The sequence below is a fragment of the Marinobacter daqiaonensis genome (assembly GCF_900115285.1).
Lineage (GTDB): Bacteria > Pseudomonadota > Gammaproteobacteria > Pseudomonadales > Oleiphilaceae > Marinobacter > Marinobacter daqiaonensis.
Genome location: NZ_FOYW01000002.1, coordinates 208,321 through 226,094 on the forward strand (window position 1 = coordinate 208,321; position 17,774 = coordinate 226,094).

Below are 17,774 nucleotides of genomic sequence, written 5' to 3' on the forward strand. Positions count from 1 at the left end.
TAACACAGGCGGTATAAAAAGCTGTGAACAGGTCAGTGGCAGCGCATCTGGATGAGGAGCGAGACATACCATGCAATTCCCGACCATCGAGGACCATGTAGGTCACACCCCCCTGGTGCGGCTGCAGCGCATGCCCGGCAAGACCAGTAATGTCATTCTGGCCAAGCTGGAAGGCAACAATCCCGCCGGTTCCGTGAAGGACCGTCCGGCCGTCAGCATGATCCAGGAAGCCGAGAAACGGGGCGAAATCAGGCCCGGCGACACTCTGATCGAGGCCACCAGCGGCAACACCGGCATTGCCCTGGCGATGGCTGCGGCCATCAAGGGCTATCGCATGAAACTCATCATGCCAGCCAACATGAGCGAAGAGCGTCGTGCGTCCATGAGGGCCTATGGCGCCGAGATCATTACCGTGTCAAAGGAAGAGGGCATGGAAGGGGCCCGCGACATGGCCACACGCCTGCAGGCCGAGGGCGCGGGCGTGGTGCTTGACCAGTTCGCCAATCCGGACAACCCCCTCGCGCATTATCGCACCACCGGGCCCGAAATCTGGGAGCAGACCCAGGGCCGGGTGACCCATTTTGTCAGTTCCATGGGCACGACCGGCACAATCATGGGGGTTTCCCGCTATCTCAAGGAGCGCAATCCGGACATCCGGATTATTGGCCTTCAGCCGAAAGAGGGCTCCTCGATTCCTGGCATCCGTCGCTGGCCGCAGGAATACCTGCCAAAGATCTATGATGCCACCCGGGTGGATCAGGTGCTGGATGTCAGTCAGGAGGATGCCGAAAACACCATGCGGGCCCTTGCCCGGGAAGAGGGTATTTTCTGCGGTGTCTCCTCCGGTGGCTCCATTGCCGCCGCGCTGTCGCTTTCGGACCAGGTTGAAAACGCGGTGATTGTGGCCATTATCTGTGACCGGGGCGACCGTTACCTCTCCACCGGGGTGTTCCCCGGCGCCTGACCCTGATATTCCTCCAGAGATCTTGCTATATGAGTCGAAGACGCAGGAAACCCCTGCCCAAAGAGCCGCTTCTGTGCGCTATCGAGACCCTGAGCCACGACGGCCGGGGCATCGCCCGGGAAGAGGGCAAGACCCGTTTCGTGGATGGCGCCCTGCCAGGGGAACGGGTCATGGCAAAGATGATCAATACCCGCAGCAGGTTCGACGAACTGCGCGCAGAGGAGGTGCTGGAGGCATCGCCGGAGCGGGTCCGGCCACCCTGCGATTTTGCCGACCTCTGCGGCGGCTGTAGTCTGCAGCACATGGAACCGGACGCCCAGATCCGGTTCAAGGAGAACACCCTGCGGGACCACTTTGCCCACTTCGGAGGCATCGAGCCCGACCGGTGGATCGAACCCATGCGGTCTCCGCCTCTGGGTTATCGCCGCAAGGCCCGATTGGGTGTGCGCTTCGTGAATAAGCGGGACTCGGTGCTGGTGGGTTTCCGTGAAAAGCGGAACAGTTTCCTGGCGGACATCGACCGCTGCGTGGTCCTGGATCCCCGCATCGGCGAGCGGATTGACGACCTGCGCGCGCTGATCTACCGGCTCGACGCCTACCAGCATATCGCCCAGGTGGAAGTGGCCTGCGGCGATGACGAGGCCGCGATGGTGTTCCGCAACATGATGCCCCTGAGCCCGGGGGACTACGCCGCCCTTCTGGAGTTCGGCAAGGCACATGACCTGCATATCTATCTTCAGCCCAAGGGCCCGGAAACCGTTCACCGGATCTGGCCAGAGGAGAGGGGAGAAGAGCGCCTGAGCTACCGGCTGCCGGCCTTTGACCTGACCATGAAGTTTCATCCCATGGACTTTACCCAGGTCAATGCCGACATCAACCAGCGCATGGTAGAACGTGCTCTGGAATGGCTGGATGTTCAGCCGGGTGACCGGGTGCTGGATCTGTTTTGTGGCCTCGGTAACTTTACCCTGCCGCTGGCCCGCCAGGCCGGCCAGGTGGTGGGTGTGGAAGGGGACGAGGCCATGGTGGTCCGGGGTCGTGAAAATGCGGAACTAAATGGCCTCGACAACGTCACTTTCCATGGCGCCAACCTTCAGGGTGATTTCACCCGGGAGAGCTGGGCTTCGGAAGGCTTCGATCGCGTGCTCATCGACCCGCCCCGCTCCGGTGCGGAAGAGATCTGCGAGCACCTGACGGCATTCGGAGCCAAGCGTATCGTGTATGTTTCCTGCAATCCCGCCACATTGGCAAGGGATGCCGGAGTGATTGTCAGCAAGGGCTATCGCCTGAAGCAGGCCGGAGTGATGGATATGTTTCCCCACACCACCCATGTGGAATCCATTGCCCTGTTTGAGCGGGTGTGAAACCGGTCCGGCGGCCAGCAGCGCCTTGAATCGATCAGAGACAGCGGGAAGGACATGGTAAAAGTTCGGGAAGACTACGCGGTTACCGCGGACGGGCAGGTGGATATCGAAAGCTGGGTCCGGCACATCGCCGCGCAGACCCGGCTGGAGAACGTGGATCAGTTTCGCCGTGCCTGTGAGGTCAGTGCCCAGATCGACCGCCGGGCAGTTGAGGAGGACCGCCTGTGGGCACCCGGGGCCAGCAGTTTCCGCACTGGCATAGAGATGGCCCAGGTGCTGGTGGAGCTTCACCTTGACCAGACCAGTCTTGTGGCGGCCATCCTCTACCGTGCGGTCCGGGAAGGCCGTGTCACCCTGGAGGAAATCCGCAAGGATTTCGGTAACGAGGTGGCTGATCTTATTCAGGGTGTGGCCCAGATGGCTGCCATATCCGCCATTCACCATCCCCTCAAGGGCAATGTGCTCGGTCAGAGCGAAGGCCAGATCGACAATGTCCGCAAGATGCTGGTAACCATGGTGGACGACGTCCGGGTGGCCCTGATCAAGCTGGCGGAGCGGACCTGTGCCCTGCGGGCCGTGAAAAACGCGGCTTACGAGAAACGCATGCGGGTGGCCCGGGAAGTCTTCGATATCTACGCGCCGCTCGCGCACCGGCTGGGCATCGGCCATATCAAATGGGAGCTGGAGGACCTGTCCTTCCGGTACCTGCATGAAACCGCCTATAAGAAAATCGCCAGGCAGCTGGACGAGAAGCGGCTGGACCGGGAAGGTTACATCCAGAAAGTACTGAAAGAGATGGGCGATGAGCTCAGGGGGGCCGGTATCGAGGCCGAGCTGGCCGGACGGGCCAAGCATATCTACAGCATCTGGCGAAAGATGCGTCGCAAGGGAATCGACTTTTCCCAGGTCTACGACGTGCGGGCGGTCAGGATTCTGGTGCCGGAGGTGCGCGACTGCTATGCCGCCCTGGGTATTGTTCACAGCCTCTGGCGCCACATTCCCAATGAATTCGATGACTACATCGCCAATCCCAAGGAGAACGGCTACCAGTCGCTGCATACGGCGGTAATCGGTCCGGAAGGCAAGGTCATGGAGGTTCAGATCCGCACCCGCAAGATGCACGAGGAGGCGGAGCTGGGGGTGTGTGCCCACTGGCTGTACAAGGGCACTGACTGCGGTAACCGTTCCACCGGTTATGAAGCCAAGATCAACTGGCTCCGTCAGGTGCTGGAGTGGCAGGACGAACTGGGTGACCTGTCGGGTCTGGCCGACCATCTGACCGGTGACATCGCATCCGACCGGGTTTATGTGTTCACTCCCGAGGGCCATGTCGTCGACCTGCCCCAGGGGGCCACGCCCGTCGATTTCGCCTACCGGGTGCACACCGAGGTGGGTCATGCCTGCCGTGGGGCCCGCGTTAACGGGCGTATCGTGCCCATGACCTACCCCCTGAAGACCGGAGATCAGGTCTATATCCTAACCTCGAACAACCAGGCGCCCAGTCGCGACTGGCTCAACCCCAGCCTCGGTTATATCCAGACATCCCGGGCCCGCGCCAAGGTGGTCCACTGGTTCAAGCAGCAGAACCGGGACCGGAATATTGTGGACGGTCGGGCGATTCTTGAGGATGAGTTCAAACGGCTTTCCCTTTACGACGTGGATCTCAATGACCTGGCGCGGAAGGTCAATTATCCGGCGGCGGACGACATGTTCGCTGCCATAGGTGCCGGTGATCTTCGCCCCGCCCATGTCGCCAATGTGGCTCAGGAGATGATCGAGCCCCAGGAAAAACAGCTTGATCTGAAGCTTCTGGGCAGCCGCAACCGCAAGTATGACACGGAGTCCGACATCCAGATTCGTGGCGTCGGCAAGCTCAAGACCCAGGTGGCCAAGTGCTGCAAGCCCCTGCCAGGTGATGCCATTGGCGGCTATATTACGGTGGGGCGGGGCGTCACCGTGCATCAGCAGGATTGCCTGACCTTCCTCCATCACAAGGAGTACGAGCCCAACAGGATTATCGAGGTGAGCTGGGGTGGACGGCCCGAGGCGACCTATCCGGTGGATATCGAAATCCAGGCCTACGACCGGCCCGGCCTGCTGCGGGATATCACCCAGGTGCTGACAGCCTCCCGCAGCAACGTGCTGTCCCTGAACACCCAGACCAACCCCGATGACAACACCGCCACCATGATGGTGACCGTGGAAATCTCGAGCCTTGAGCAACTTGCCAGGCTGCTGGCCCAGATACGCAACCTGTCGAACATTCTCGACGTGAGGCGCAAGCGGTCATGAGCTATTCCGTTGAGGACCTGAAGACACTGATGGCCCGGCTGAGGGACCCCCGGACCGGCTGCCCCTGGGATACCAGGCAGACCTTCCGGACCATCGTGCCCCATACCCTGGAGGAAGCCCATGAAGTGGCGGACGCCATCGAGCGGGAAGACTATCCGCATCTGAAGGAAGAGCTGGGGGATCTGCTGTTCCAGGTGATCTTTTACAGCCAGATGGGAAGGGAACAGGATCTCTTCGACTTCGACGGTGTGGTCGACACGCTGGTTCGCAAGTTGCTGCGGCGGCACCCCCACGTGTTTCCCGACGGAGCACTGGAAAGCCGGGTCGACCCGGATAACCGGCCGGACGACGAGTGGATCGCCGCCAGCTGGGAGAGGATCAAGGCTGAGGAGCGGGCCCGGAAGGGCGGTACCAGAACCGCGGGAGGCAGTCGGCTGGATGATATCCCGGCCTCCCTGCCGGCCATGGCGCGCGCCGACAAGCTACAGCGCCGGGCAGGCCGCTACGGCTTCGACTGGCATGAGATCGGACCCGTGTTCGACAAGCTGGAGGAGGAGATTGGCGAGCTCAAGGAGGCCTGGCAGAACGCGCGACAGGATCCCGCCGCCCAGGATGACGTGGAGGATGAGCTGGGCGATCTGCTGTTCGTCTGCATCAATCTGGCCCGTTTTCTCAAGGTGAATCCGGAGCAGGCCCTTCGGCGAACCAATCGCAAGTTTGAAGCCCGTTTCCGGGCCATTGAAGACGTCTTGGAGGAGCAGGGGCGACAGATGGAAGACGAGTCACTGGAGCAGCTGGACGAGATCTGGAACAGCGTCAAAGGGGTGGAACGGTCACGGCAGCGCTGATAAGCGGTTCCGGAAATCACAAATAAGTACAATTCGTTACCGATTTCCAGCCTTGTATTCTGCACGATTCATCTACACTGCGGTTAATAGGGGGAAGGGTACAACGGGCTGTTGTGTTACCTTCGTAGTCTCCCATGCAAAAGAATCGGGCACTGGTTACAGGCAGGAGAAGTGTTTTATGAAGATCCGCGATCTCGTCGCTCACTGGGACAAGCATGCGCAGGGCCGTCTCGCCCGAGATGCGTATTTTGTTGCCCTTGCAGAGAAGCATCATGAGGAATTGTCGCGACTGGCGGCACTGTATCCCATGAAGTCGCCGCAGGATCTGATGCGGGATCTGATCTCGGCCGCCCTTGATGAGATTGAAACCTCCTTTCCCTATGTCGAAGGCGATCGGGTCGTTGCTTACGATGAGGATGGCTTCGAGATTTATGAAGACATTGGCATGACACCCAAATTTGTTGCCTTGAGCCAGAAGCATATGGAGGAGCTCAAGGAGCAGCAGCTGGTTTCAGTGGCCTGACCTCGAGATCCACGCCCGACGGACGGTCGCCCGGGCAAAGCGATTGTCCGGTTCTGCCCTGAAGCTCACCCCATCCCCGCTCGGGGAAGGGGTGACGCCATTCTTCAGGCGGACAGCGCCGCCGGAACCCCTTCCGCTATTTCTTCTTCAGTCGCTCCTTCAGCGGTGAGCTCTCGGCGAGGTCGTCCAGGGCCGCGGCAATCATGTCATTGAGAATGTCCGCTTCCGAACGATCAGGGTACATTTCCGCCAGGGCTGCTACCCGGGCCGCGTCCTCCAGCGGCAGCCGCAGGTTGTAGTCCCGGGTCCGGTCGGTGGGCTTTTTCGCTTCCTGCCAGTGGCTGGGTAGGTCGGTTACTTTCATGGAATCTCCTTGCTCTTGAACAAACACCCTTGCGGATGTGACGCGACGTCGTTATTAGTATCAGTATAGCCTTGAGTGTTCGTCAATCCTGACACCAACCAATAAGGACCCCGTTGTGGCAGAACTGCATCCCGAATTGCGAGAGAACGTGCGGCTGCTGGGTGAGTTGCTGGGTGAGAACATCCGTAACTACCCTGGCGAGGAAATCTACCAGCTGATAGAGGAAATTCGTGCCGCCGCCAAGGCCGACCGGCGCCAGGAGAGCGGCTCCGGCCAGCGTCTGATCCGGCTTCTCCGTAACCTGCGGGACGACCAGCTGCTGCCGGTCACCCGAGCCTTCAATCAGTTCCTGAACCTGGCCAATCTTGCCGAGCAGTACCATAGCGTGCGACGCAAGCGGGGTCATCAGTCCGACCTGATGGTGGAGTCCCTGGATGCGGCGTTCAGCCGGCTCAGGGACAGCGGTGTGGCTGCCGGCGAGATTCACCAACGGGTTTCCGACATGCGGCTGGAGTTCGTGCTTACCGCTCATCCCACTGAGGTGGCCCGCCGGACCCTGATCATGAAATACGACGAGATGTCGGCGGCTCTTGCCGCCCTTGATCATGATGATCTGCTACCGGCCGAGCGGGACGAGATTCTCGATCGTTTGCGCCTGCTGGTTGCAGAGGCCTGGCATACCGATGAAATTCGTCACGAGCGCCCGACGGCGGTGGATGAGGCGAAATGGGGCTTCGCGGTCATCGAGAACAGCCTCTGGGAGGCGTTACCCCGTTTTCTGAGAAGTCTCGATCAGGCCCTGGAAAACTGCACCGGGACCGGCCTGCCCCTGGACGCAACTCCTGTCCGCATTGCCTCCTGGATGGGTGGCGACAGGGACGGCAACCCCAATGTGACTCACCAGGTCACCCGACAGGTGTTCCTGCTCGGCCGCTGGATGGCTGCCGACCTGTACCTGAGAGATATCCAGTCACTGCGCGGCGAGCTGTCCATGTGGCAGGCCAGTGAAGAGCTTCGTGCCCGGGTGGGCGACTGTCGGGAGCCCTACCGGGAGCTGCTGGGCCGGCTGCGGGAACGCCTGATCCGTACCAGGGACTGGGCGGAGGCCCGGGTGAACGGTGAGTCGGCGGACAGTGCCGATATCCTCTTCGAAAACGAGGATCTGACCGGGCCCCTGGAACTTTGCTACCGCTCACTGGTGGAATGCGGGCTGGAGACCATCGCCAACGGTCCTCTGCTCGACACTCTCCGACGGGCCCATACCTTCGGCCTGCCGCTGATCCGCCTCGACATCCGCCAGGAGTCCACCCGCCATGCCGAAGCGGTTGCGGAAATGGTCGACTACCTGGGCCTGGGTAATTACCTCAGCTGGAGCGAGGAGGAGCGTCAGGCGTTCCTGGTGGATGAGCTCAAGGGCCGGCGTCCACTGGTACCACGGAACTGGGAGCCTTCCGACCCTGTCCGTGAGGTTCTCGATACCTGCGAAGTGGTGGCGGCGCAAACCCCTGAGGCACTGGGCTCCTACGTCATCTCCATGGCCAGCAAACCTTCGGATGTACTCAGTGTGATCCTGCTGCTGAGGGAAGCCGGCATGAAGCATCCGATGCGCATCGTACCCCTGTTCGAGACCCTGAGTGACCTGCAGGGCGCTCCCGCGGCCATGGAGGCGCTCTATTCCGTGGACTGGTACCGGGACTATTGCAATGGCGCCCAGGAAGTAATGATCGGCTATTCCGATTCCTCCAAGGACGCAGGCCAGATGATGGCCGCCTGGGCCCAGTACCAGGCCCAGGAGAAACTGACCGAGGTCGCCGGCCGCTTCGATATGCACCTGACCCTTTTCCATGGCCGGGGGGGCACCGTGGGTCGTGGCGGCGGACCGGCGAACCGGGCCATCCTGTCGCAGCCTCCCGGTTCCGTGAACGGCAGTTTCAGGATCACCGAGCAGGGTGAAATGATCCGCTTCAAGTTTGGTCTGCCGCGGCTGGCGGAACAGAGCCTGACCCTCTACACCACGGCGGTTGTCGAGGCCACTCTGGCGCCCCCGCGGGCACCGGAGCCAGAGTGGCGGGAAGCCATGGACTGGCTCACGGAACGTTCCCTGAAGGCCTATCGGGCGGTGGTCCGCGAGGACCCGGATTTCGTGCCCTATTTCCGCCAGGCCACCCCCGAGCAGGCATTGGGCAAACTCGCCCTGGGCAGCCGGCCGGCAAAGCGCAAGCCCAGCGGAGGCGTGGAAAGCCTGCGGGCGATTCCCTGGATTTTCGCCTGGACCCAGATGCGGCTCATGCTGCCCAGCTGGTTGGGCAGTGATGTCGCCCTGGCGGAAGCCGAAAAGGCCGGTCAGATGCCGGTATTGCAGGAGATGCGCCAGAACTGGCCTTTCTTTCGCACCTACATCGACATGCTGGAAATGGTGCTGGCAAAGGCTGACCTGCAGATTGCCAGTTATTATGACGAAACCCTGGTGCAACCAGAACTACGCCCGCTGGGCAAGGAGTTGCGGGAGCGTCTTGCCGGCTGTATCAGGCAGGTCAAGGCTCTCAAAAACCAGAAGGTCCTGCTGGAGGAGGAGCCTGTGTTTGCCCACTCCATGAAAGTCCGCACCCCCTACACGGACCCCTTGCACTACCTCCAGGCGGAACTTCTTCGACGCAATCGCGAGGCGGAGGCGAATGTTGCCGCCGAGGGCGCGGACGCAGAAGTCGTGCCCATGCCTGAACTGGTGGAACAGGCCCTGAAGGTCACCATGGCGGGCATCGCGGCCGGGATGCGCAACACTGGCTGACGGCGCCATCGGCAGGGGGTATCATCCCAGTGGATGTGGTACCCTCTGTCGCCCTACCCGGCGCAGTAATTGATCTTCAAGGAGATGTCCGTGGCAGCGGCAGCCAGAGTCGAGCAGTATCTCAATCGCAAGGGTCTGGCCTTCGAGCTGGTGCCCGTCACCCCCAGTTCCCGGGGCGGACTGGAATCCGCCGTGCTTGGTGCCGCGGTGGACCGCCGACAGGTCATCCGGAGCACGGCGCTGATTGATCTCAAGGGTGTTCTGCTGGTGGTCCATCCGTTCGACAGTTCGCCGGATCTCGATGCCATCGAAGCCCTCGTGGGCCGTCGTTTCCAGCCCCTGACGGCGACTCAGGCAGGGCGGCTGTTCTCCGACTGCGCGCCGGGTTTTCTACCGCCCTTCGGCTCCGCCTACGGCATTCCTGTCGTTGTGGAGCAGTCGCTGTACAGTGCCGCCCGGGTGATCATGGCCTGTGGCTCATCCTCCCGCCTCATGGTGCTGGACGGTCGCGATTTCCGTCTGGCCTTGGGGGACGCGGGCAAGGGGCATGTGACCATCCGCCACAGCGGCGATATCGCAAGTGGAGTAACCCTTGAGGAGGTGGCCGGGAAACTGCAGAAACTCTATCGTCTGCCGCCTATGCCGGCACTGGCACTGCGGATTCTCAGGCTTACCAGCGACTCCGAAGCGTCTGCCAAAGACCTGGCGGAGCTGATCGAATTCGACCCGAGCCTGACGGCCCAGATTATCCGCTACGCGCGTTCAGCCCTGTTCAATTATCCCGGCCAGATCCAGTCGGTACAGGAAGCGGTGACACGGGTGCTCGGTTTTGAGCGGGTTGCCCACATCGCCCTGGGCATCGCCTCGGTCCGCGCGTTCGATATCCCCCGCTCGGGCCCCCTGGGCATGGATCAGTTCTGGCGCCACTCCCTATACTGTGCGTTCGTCTGTCAGCGCATGGCGCCCCTGTGTGATGCCGATACCTCCCTGGCGTACCTGTGCGGGCTCCTCCACAATTTCGGTCTCCTGCTGGTGGGGCATCTGTTTCCCACGGAATTCAGCGAGCTTAACCGCTTGCGGGCCGCCAACCCCGAGGTCAGCATGCGGACACTGGAGCAGAAGGTGTTCGGTGGCGGCGGCGAGAGGGAAATGCTGACGGTGGGTCACGGAGTGATCGGCGGCATCCTGCACAAGCTCTGGCAGATGCCGGATGAGGTGGTCAAGTCGGCGGGAGTCCATCAGCAGCTCGACTACGAGGGTGATCACAAGGTCTATGTGAGGATGGTCCAGCTTGCCAATGGCCTTCTCAAGGACAAGGGTGTTGGTGACGAATTCAACCCTGACAATGTCGATGCCCTGGCAGCGGAGCTCGGCCTGGACGGCGCCCGGCTCGAGAGGCTTCGCGCCGAGGTTGACGAGGTGGCCGACGATCTGGACAGTCTGGCCCAGGCTCTGTCATCCTGAGCGGCTGTCTGCCGCTGGCGGAAGGCAATGCATGTCCGGCGACTGCGACGGACGTCGACTTTCTCTTGCGGTTCCGACTTCGTATAATGCCTGCTTTTCTGCCCTGTCTCGGGGCATGAGAGGCTGTCGCCAAGCCTTGGGAACCGGCCGTGTTGGCGGGGTTTGGCAACAGCTTTTCAAACAAATAACCAGGAAATGGGAGCACAACGTATGCGAATCATCATGTTGGGTGCGCCGGGGGCCGGTAAGGGCACCCAGGCGCAGTTCATCTCGGAACGGTTTGGAATCCCCCAGATTTCCACGGGCGACATGCTCCGTGCTGCGGTGAAATCCGGGTCCGAACTGGGAAAGAAAGTGCAGGCGGTCATGGACTCCGGTTCCCTGGTTTCTGACGACATCATCATTGCCCTCATTGAGGAGCGGGTGCAGCAGGAAGACTGCCGGAACGGCTTCCTCCTGGACGGCTTTCCCCGCACCATTCCCCAGGCCGAGGCCCTCAGGGATCAGGGTATCGATATCGACTACGTGGTGGAAATCGCAGTGGATGATGAGGAAATCGTCCGCCGCCTGTCTGGCCGCCGTGTTCATCCCGGCAGTGGCCGTATCTATCACGTGAAATACGATCCGCCCAAGGAAGAAGGCAAGGATGACGTCACGGGGGAGCCCCTGGTGCAGCGTGAAGATGACAAGGAAGAGACCGTCCGCAAACGCCTTGAAGTCTATCATTCCCAGACCGAGCCCCTGATCGGCTACTATCAGGACTGGGCTGAAAAGGAGCCGGAAAAGGCCCCGAAGTATGTTCGTGTGAATGGTGTGGGTTCGCTCGATGACATCCGCAGTGAAATTCTTTCCAAGCTTGGCGGATAGTCGACACCTTGAACCTGCTAGCCCTTGATACCTCGACTGACGCCTGTTCCGTCGCTCTGCTGCTGGATGGCCAGCTGAGCGGACACTGCCGGGTAGAGCCCCGTGGTCATACGCGGCTGATCATGCCCATGGTCCGTGAACTTCTGGCGGAGCGGGGTGTCACCATGAAGGAGCTTGATGGGCTGGCTTTTGCCGCCGGCCCCGGTTCCTTCACCGGACTCAGGATCGCCACCGGCGTGATCCAGGGCCTGGCCTGGGGCCTGGACCTGCCGGTCGTGCCGGTATCCTCTCTTCAGGCTGTAGCCCTGGAGCTGGCGGAACGACAGGAGGCCCGGGAGGGCGATGGTATTGCTGTTGCCTTTGATGCCCGGATGGACGAAGTATACTGGGGCTGCTTCCAGCTGGAGCAGGGGATGCCTGTGCTTCTGGAGAGCGAGCGTGTCTGCCCGCCTGAGGCCGTGACCCTGCCAGAAGGGGTGACTCGGTGGGTGGCAGGTGGCAGTGGATGGCGCTATGCTGATCGTATGCCCCGGGAGGTCACCGGCAGGATGAGCCAGCCGGATCCGGATCGGGTGCCCGATGCCCGCTATGTGGCGCGCCTTGCAATGGAGGCACGGGCGAGGGGGGTTGGAGTTTCCGCCTCGGAGGCCCAGCCGGTTTACCTGCGGGATGAAGTGACCTGGAAGAAACTTCCGGGGCGTTGACTGATTGACTGACAGTTTGGACCTGTTCCCATGATTGGTGGCGTCAATTCCGGCAATCCCTATATCGGCAATGGTGCACCTGCCCGGGAGCGCACCGATGCCAACCGTGCGCCAGCGGCACGTCCCGAGCTGCTGGTTGATGCCCGCAACGATACCCGCGCCAGGCCGGCGGGCGACCAGAATCCCGAGGGTCAGGATACCCAGGCCTATCTGCGCCGGGTGCAGGCCCGTGCGGCCCTTGAGGATGTGCGTCTCGAGCCGTTTCGCTCCGACGATATTCCCCTTGCCAACGCCAGAGCCGTGCAGACCTTTGCCGCAATCGCCAATCAGCGTGAGGGCCTCGATGGCTACGACGCCGAGCTGACGGGCATCAGCATCCGCGTGTGACCCGTCCCCCCTAATGACCTTCACGCCCGATGCTTTGAACGAATCCTGTTCGTCTCCCATACCCCCGGTGGCTGCCGCCTCCAATGAGCTGCTGGCCCCGGCGCAAGCCCTGGCCACCAGTCTGGGCAGCGCCTGCCTGGGGGTGGTTGAGCCCCGCGATATCCGTAATTCCGACCTGGTTCTCCATCTTGACCGGCAGGGGCTCTCCCTCCAGGTGACAGGCCGAAGGGCACCGGGGCCGGTAAGGGCCGAATTTGTCACCGGCAAGGCCGGTTATCGCCTTGCCCATGGCGGCGGCACTGGCCAGATGATCGCCAAGGCGGTGGGTCTCAAGCGCACCAGTGAATCATTGCATGTTCTGGACGCCACGGCGGGCCTGGGCCAGGACGGTTTCGTTCTGGCCGGTCTCGGTCAGCGGATAACGATGCTTGAGCGTTCGCCAGTGATTCATGCGTTGCTGGCGGATGGCCTGGCTCGCGCCGCCGGGGACGAGGCCACCGCAGCCGTGGCGGCGCGGATCACCCTGATCCGGGCGGACAGCATAGACTGGCTGGGGGCCCGGGCTGGGGGAGAGCCGGTTGCGGATGTGATTCACCTGGACCCCATGTTCCCTCACCGGGACAAGTCCGCGGCGGTCAAGAAGGAAATGCAGCTGTTCAGACCCATCGTCGGAGACGACCCTGATGCGGCGAATCTGCTGGAGGCAGCCCTTGCCTGTGCCCGCTACCGGGTGGTTGTGAAACGGTCGCGGCGGGCGCCGGTGATACCGGGTCCCGCCCCTTCCCTCCAGCTGGAAGGCAAAAGCAGTCGCTATGACATCTATCCGCTCAGGGCGCTGCCCACCAGCCGGAACTGAGCATGCCTATGACGTTCCGCCGGTCACCTGGGCGATGGCCTGGCGTTTTTCCACGTTCAGCACCAGACGGGCGTCCTCGGCAACATCCTCAAGCTCACGGGTGTAACTGAGCCGGTCGGTCTCATCCTGGCTGATCACCTCATTCTTCTGAAGGTTGCCAATGAAGTTGCGGAACAGTGCCTTGTCGAAAAATTCCGGCGCGTTCAGGCCGAAAAGAATGGACATCCGTTCTGCCATCATCGTGCTCTCTTCCTCCAGGTCCCTGGCGGAGAGCATGCCGGGGCCATGCTTGCGAAGGGTTGCGATGACGATGTAGTAGCGCTCCAGGGTCTGGATGATAAAGCGCGACAGGGTATGCAGCTGAAGACGAGCCTCCGTACCCTCATCCGCTCCCATGACCCGGTCACCCTCGATCCGCAGGATGCCTTTCTCGACCAGCGTGTCGATCCAGCGGTCGATCTCCGCGTCCACCCCGTCAGTGCTGTAGCGCAGGAAGAGTTCCGATTTCAGATAGGGGTATATGGCGCCTGCGAGAAAGACCACCTTGCTCCGGGCCATGGAGGTGCAGTTCTCCAGCAGACAGGCGATCAGTGAAGGCAGGGCGAACAGGTGCTGGATATTGTTCCTGTAATAGGTCATCAGGGTGGCGTTGGTGCCGTCAAGGGCAATGATATCGCCGAGTTTCTGAGGATAGCGGCCCACCAGGCCCATGCCCTCGCAGTAGTGGATGAACTCGCGACCGTCGCCCTCGGGCAGGGTGATGGTGTCTGCGTAGGGATGCGTTCTGAGCAGGTCGAGATAGCCGTCCATCATCCGTGCCAGCTGGCGCTCATCCATGGCCAGACGCTCGGTGGCCAGCAGTACCGTTGCGACAATGGTGACGGGGTTGACCGCTGCTGCCGCATTGATGCCGGTGGCCACTTCCTCCGCCAGCCGGTCCACTGCCGCAGGTAGCCAGTGAGGGCGGGCATCTTGGCCGACGGCTTCGATCTTCCAGCCCGGACGGGCCTGCTCGAGCACGTCAGCCAGAGGAATCGCGGTGCCGAAGTTAACCGATACCTTGCCAAAGGAACTACGGAGCTTGCGGGCGGACTTGGCCAGACCCACCACGCTCTCCTGTTTCTTTTTCTTGCCCCGGAGTTCACCCAGGTAGGATCGTCCCTCCATGACTTTCTCATAGCCGATGTAGACCGGCACCAGCACGATCGGTTTCTGGTGATCCCGCAGGAAACTGCGCACTGTCATGGACAGCATCCCGGGGCGCGGCTGCAGGGTGCGACCGGTGCGGCTGCGACCGCCCTCCACGAAGTATTCCACGGAATAGCCCCGGGTGAACATGACATGCAGGTACTCATTGAAGACGGTGGCGTACAGGGGGTTGTCCTTGAAACTGCGACGCATGAAGAAGGCGCCGCCGCGGCGCAGTATCGGCCCCACCATCGGCATGTTGAGGTTGATGCCGGCCGCTATGTGGGGCGGCATCAGGCCGTTGCGGTATAGCACGTAGGACAGCAGCATGTAGTCGATGTGGGAGCGGTGGCAGGGCACATAGACCACGGCGTTTTTCTCGGCGACTTCCTGCACTTCGCGAATATTGTTGATCTTGATACCGTTATAGATCCGGTTCCAGAGCCAGCTCAGCAGCACTTCCAGGATCCGGATGGTGGCAATGGACATGCTGGAGGCAATCTCGTTGGCGTACCGGTAGGCCTTCGCCCGGACCTTGTCAGGGGGCAGGTCCTCCTTGCGGGCGGTTTCCCGGATGGCGTCCCGCACCGCAGGCGTGCGGATCAGGTCAGCGACCAGGGTCCGGCGGTGGGACAGGTCCGGGCCCAGCACCGCCTGACGTACCCTGCGGAAATGGGTGCGCAGCAGGCGCGCGGTCTTGCGGCTGGCACGGGCGCGGCTTTTACGGTGTTCCTGCACGATTTCCGCCAGTGACAGCGGCTCACCAAAACGCACAAACGTGCTGCGGCCGTGGAGCAGGATGATCAGGAACTTCTGAAACCGGCCAGCCACCGACCAGGTATCCGAAAGCAGCAGCTTCAGCAGGGATCTTTCCTTGTCAGGGGAGCGACCCCAGAACAGGGACACCGGCACCAGCTGGATATCGAGTGTGGGATCCTCCACCGACAGGGCGACAAGCTGTTCCAGTTGAGGCGTCAGGACCGGCGTCCTGCGTGGACTGAAGGGGTTGCTGATGCGTCGGTAGAGAAAGCAGAAGGACTGCTTCGGGCCTTCGTGGATTGCCATGGGGGCCCGGGCGGACGGCAGGCCTGCGCGGGCCACCTCCTGTTCCAGCACCAGTCTTGCCGACAGGGAGCTGTACTGCATGACATAGCAGACCGGCTTGCCGGGATCCAGGCCGAGTTCCTTTTCGCTGGCGCCGATCACATCGGTGCGTACCCAAAGGTAGAGAATCTTTCGCAGCAGCGTTGTCAGGGCGCCGTGTAGGGCCGGGATCAGTCGCATTCAGTACACTCCGGACAGGCGGGGAGGGGCACAAGTTTACTGCTTACAATGCTGTCTGGCTAATGCATTGAGTTGCCGTCCTGCCACTCGTCCGCGCAGCGATGGCGACTCCCTTATACTCGTCGGTTCCCAGGGTATGGTACATTTCTGCCTTTATCACGACGTGGGGAAGAGCATGGAAAACTGGAACGCAGGCTGGACCCGCAAAGTGCCTCAGGCCGACGACCTTCTGATCGCACTGAATGGCCAGGAGATCTGGCGGCCGGACGATGACTGGTTTCACCGATGGGGCAGCGCCGAGGGCGCTCTTGTAGATGGCTCCGAACCTGTCCATGTGGGCGAATTCAACAGTCGCCGGGTCTATGTCGCGTCTCTCGATCCCGGCATGCTGCTCTACCGGAGCTCTCCCGTGCACCTGCGTGAAGCCCTGCTCAACACGCCCGATGCGCCGGCAGCGATACTGGGTACCGCCGCCCAGGTACAGCAATGGTTCATCGATCATCGCTTCTGCGGCCGCTGCGGTCAGGAAACCGGCTTTCATCCGGATGAGCGTGCCCGCTGGTGCGAGCCCTGCGGCATTCCCTTCTACCCCCGGCTGGCCCCCTGCGTGATCGTCATTATCCGCCGCGGAGAAAGATTTCTGCTCGCCCGCTCAAGCCGGGCAAGAAGTTATTTCTTCAGCCTTATCGCCGGCTTCGTCGAGCCCGGCGAAAGTGCCGAGGAAGCGGTGGCCCGGGAAGTCATGGAGGAAACCGGGCTGCGGGTCGGCAACGTCCGCTACTGGACCTCCCAGCCCTGGCCTTTTCCCCACCAGCTGATGCTGGGATTCTTCGCGGACTATGAATCCGGTGAGCTGGTGCTCCAGGAGGACGAGCTGGCTGAAGCGGACTGGTTCAGTGCGGACGACCATCCACCGATACCCCCGGAAACCACCATTGCCGGCCGGCTGATAGCCAGGGTCAAGGCGGAGCTGAAGGCTTGAGTCACAGGTCTGCCGAGGAGGGCAGGGGGCGAGCGCCGGAGATACTCGTGTTTGATTCGGGTATCGGCGGGCTGAGCATCGCCGGCTGCATACACAGGCAGATTCCGGGCGCACGGCTTACCCACCTTGCAGACAATGCCGGCTTTCCCTATGGAAACCAGCCGGAAACCACGGTGATCGAGAGAACGATCGGGCTGGTGCGAGAGCAGCTGGCCAGGCAGTCCTACGACGTGGTGGTGGTTGCCTGCAACACGGCCAGTACCGTCGCACTGCCTGACCTGAGAGCGGCGGTGCCAGTGCCGGTGGTGGGGGTGGTGCCGGCGATAAAGCCGGCGGCGGCACAGTCTGGCAATCGCCGTATCGGCCTATTGGCGACCCCCGCGACGGTTCGCCGGCCCTACCTCGAAACCCTGATCGCCGACTTCGCCAGCGACTGCGTTATTGAGCGGATAGGCCATCCGGAACTGGTGACCTGGATCGAACAGTGGGCCAGAGGGAGGCCCCTCCCGGAACCGGCGCTGGCCATTGCCCTCAGGCCCTTCAGGGACGCGGGTGTGGATACCGTTGTTCTGGGGTGCACTCACTACCCGTTGATCACTCCTGTACTTCGCCGGCTGTTACCGGACGTCCTGTTCTGGGTGGACTCCGGCGAGGCAATAGCCCGGCGCACCCTCTCACTGCTGCAGCAGGCCGGGTTCGACCACCACGAACTCGCCGGAGATGAGGCAACGGGGCACGGCTGCCGGTTCTCGGGGCCGGTCGGTGGGGAGATTGACCGGTTTCTTGCCTCCCAGGGCTTTCGCCGGACTAGTGTCCCGTCCGGGTAATTCGCTGACCTGCTGAGCCCCTGAAAGCCTTGAGAGCAAGCAGCAGGTCAGTACCCGGACGAGACACTAGGT

Annotated in this window: 15 protein-coding genes; 13 read left to right on the forward strand and 2 right to left on the reverse strand. The window is 61.9% G+C overall.

The window, feature by feature from the left end; all coding sequences use genetic code 11:
* Window positions 1-70: 70 nt before the first annotated feature.
* The 5 genes from cysM to BM346_RS13740 all read left to right on the forward strand — a co-directional run bounded on the left by cysM (window position 71) and on the right by BM346_RS13740 (window position 5,991).
* A complete protein-coding gene (gene cysM / locus BM346_RS13720) occupies window positions 71-964 on the forward strand; it encodes a cysteine synthase CysM (RefSeq protein ID WP_092014233.1) in 894 nt (297 codons plus the stop codon).
* A gap of 29 nt (window positions 965-993) precedes the next feature.
* Window positions 994-2,328 carry a 23S rRNA (uracil(1939)-C(5))-methyltransferase RlmD gene (gene rlmD, locus BM346_RS13725; protein WP_092014236.1) on the forward strand — a complete coding sequence of 445 codons (1,335 nt, stop codon included), beginning with the start codon at window positions 994-996 and terminating at the stop codon, window positions 2,326-2,328.
* Window positions 2,329-2,382: 54 nt separating this feature from the next.
* A complete protein-coding gene (gene relA / locus BM346_RS13730) occupies window positions 2,383-4,620 on the forward strand; it encodes a GTP diphosphokinase (RefSeq protein WP_092014239.1) in 2,238 nt (745 codons plus the stop codon).
* Window positions 4,617-5,468: a nucleoside triphosphate pyrophosphohydrolase gene (gene mazG, locus BM346_RS13735; protein WP_092014242.1), complete on the forward strand. Its 852-nt coding sequence runs from the start codon at window positions 4,617-4,619 to the stop codon at window positions 5,466-5,468. The genes relA and mazG overlap by 4 nt, the downstream gene beginning before the upstream one ends.
* Window positions 5,469-5,646: 178 nt before the next feature.
* A complete protein-coding gene (locus BM346_RS13740) occupies window positions 5,647-5,991 on the forward strand; it encodes a pilin assembly protein (RefSeq protein WP_092014245.1) in 345 nt (114 codons plus the stop codon).
* A gap of 136 nt (window positions 5,992-6,127) precedes the next feature.
* On the opposite strand, the gene BM346_RS13745 is transcribed toward BM346_RS13740, so the two are convergent.
* Entirely contained in the window at window positions 6,128-6,355 is a 228-nt protein-coding gene (locus tag BM346_RS13745) for a hypothetical protein (RefSeq protein WP_092014248.1), read from the reverse strand.
* A 115-nt stretch (window positions 6,356-6,470) separates the two neighbouring features.
* On the opposite strand from BM346_RS13745, the gene ppc reads away from it, so the two are divergent.
* The 6 genes from ppc to BM346_RS13775 all read left to right on the forward strand — a co-directional run bounded on the left by ppc (window position 6,471) and on the right by BM346_RS13775 (window position 13,421).
* Window positions 6,471-9,143, forward strand: coding sequence for a phosphoenolpyruvate carboxylase (gene ppc / locus BM346_RS13750; protein ID WP_092014252.1), 2,673 nt, complete (start codon window positions 6,471-6,473; stop codon window positions 9,141-9,143).
* 84 nt (window positions 9,144-9,227) lie between these two features.
* Window positions 9,228-10,607: an HDOD domain-containing protein gene (locus BM346_RS13755; protein WP_323807482.1), complete on the forward strand. Its 1,380-nt coding sequence runs from the start codon at window positions 9,228-9,230 to the stop codon at window positions 10,605-10,607.
* Window positions 10,608-10,817: 210 nt separating this feature from the next.
* Window positions 10,818-11,474: an adenylate kinase gene (gene adk, locus BM346_RS13760; protein WP_092014255.1), complete on the forward strand. Its 657-nt coding sequence runs from the start codon at window positions 10,818-10,820 to the stop codon at window positions 11,472-11,474.
* Between the two features lie 8 nt (window positions 11,475-11,482).
* Window positions 11,483-12,178 (forward strand): tRNA (adenosine(37)-N6)-threonylcarbamoyltransferase complex dimerization subunit type 1 TsaB, encoded by a 696-nt coding sequence (gene tsaB / locus BM346_RS13765; protein ID WP_092014258.1) that lies wholly within the window; start codon window positions 11,483-11,485, stop codon window positions 12,176-12,178.
* 30 nt (window positions 12,179-12,208) lie between these two features.
* A complete protein-coding gene (locus BM346_RS13770; protein WP_092014261.1) occupies window positions 12,209-12,565 on the forward strand; it encodes a hypothetical protein in 357 nt (118 codons plus the stop codon).
* Window positions 12,566-12,578: 13 nt separating this feature from the next.
* Complete coding sequence (locus BM346_RS13775) at window positions 12,579-13,421, forward strand: class I SAM-dependent methyltransferase (protein WP_092014264.1); 843 nt, start codon at window positions 12,579-12,581, stop codon at window positions 13,419-13,421.
* Window positions 13,422-13,427: 6 nt separating this feature from the next.
* Here BM346_RS13775 and plsB read toward each other — a convergent pair whose 3' ends face one another.
* On the reverse strand, window positions 13,428-15,893 hold the full coding sequence (gene plsB, locus BM346_RS13780) for a glycerol-3-phosphate 1-O-acyltransferase PlsB (RefSeq protein ID WP_092014267.1): 2,466 nt from the start codon (window positions 15,891-15,893) through the stop codon (window positions 13,428-13,430).
* A 175-nt stretch (window positions 15,894-16,068) separates the two neighbouring features.
* Between plsB and nudC the strand changes: the two genes are divergently transcribed.
* Both nudC and murI read left to right on the forward strand, forming a co-directional pair.
* Entirely contained in the window at window positions 16,069-16,875 is an 807-nt protein-coding gene (nudC, locus tag BM346_RS13785) for an NAD(+) diphosphatase (RefSeq protein WP_092015031.1), read from the forward strand.
* A complete protein-coding gene (murI, locus tag BM346_RS13790; RefSeq protein WP_227663003.1) occupies window positions 16,872-17,702 on the forward strand; it encodes a glutamate racemase in 831 nt (276 codons plus the stop codon). The genes nudC and murI overlap by 4 nt, the downstream gene beginning before the upstream one ends.
* Window positions 17,703-17,774 lie beyond the last annotated feature (72 nt).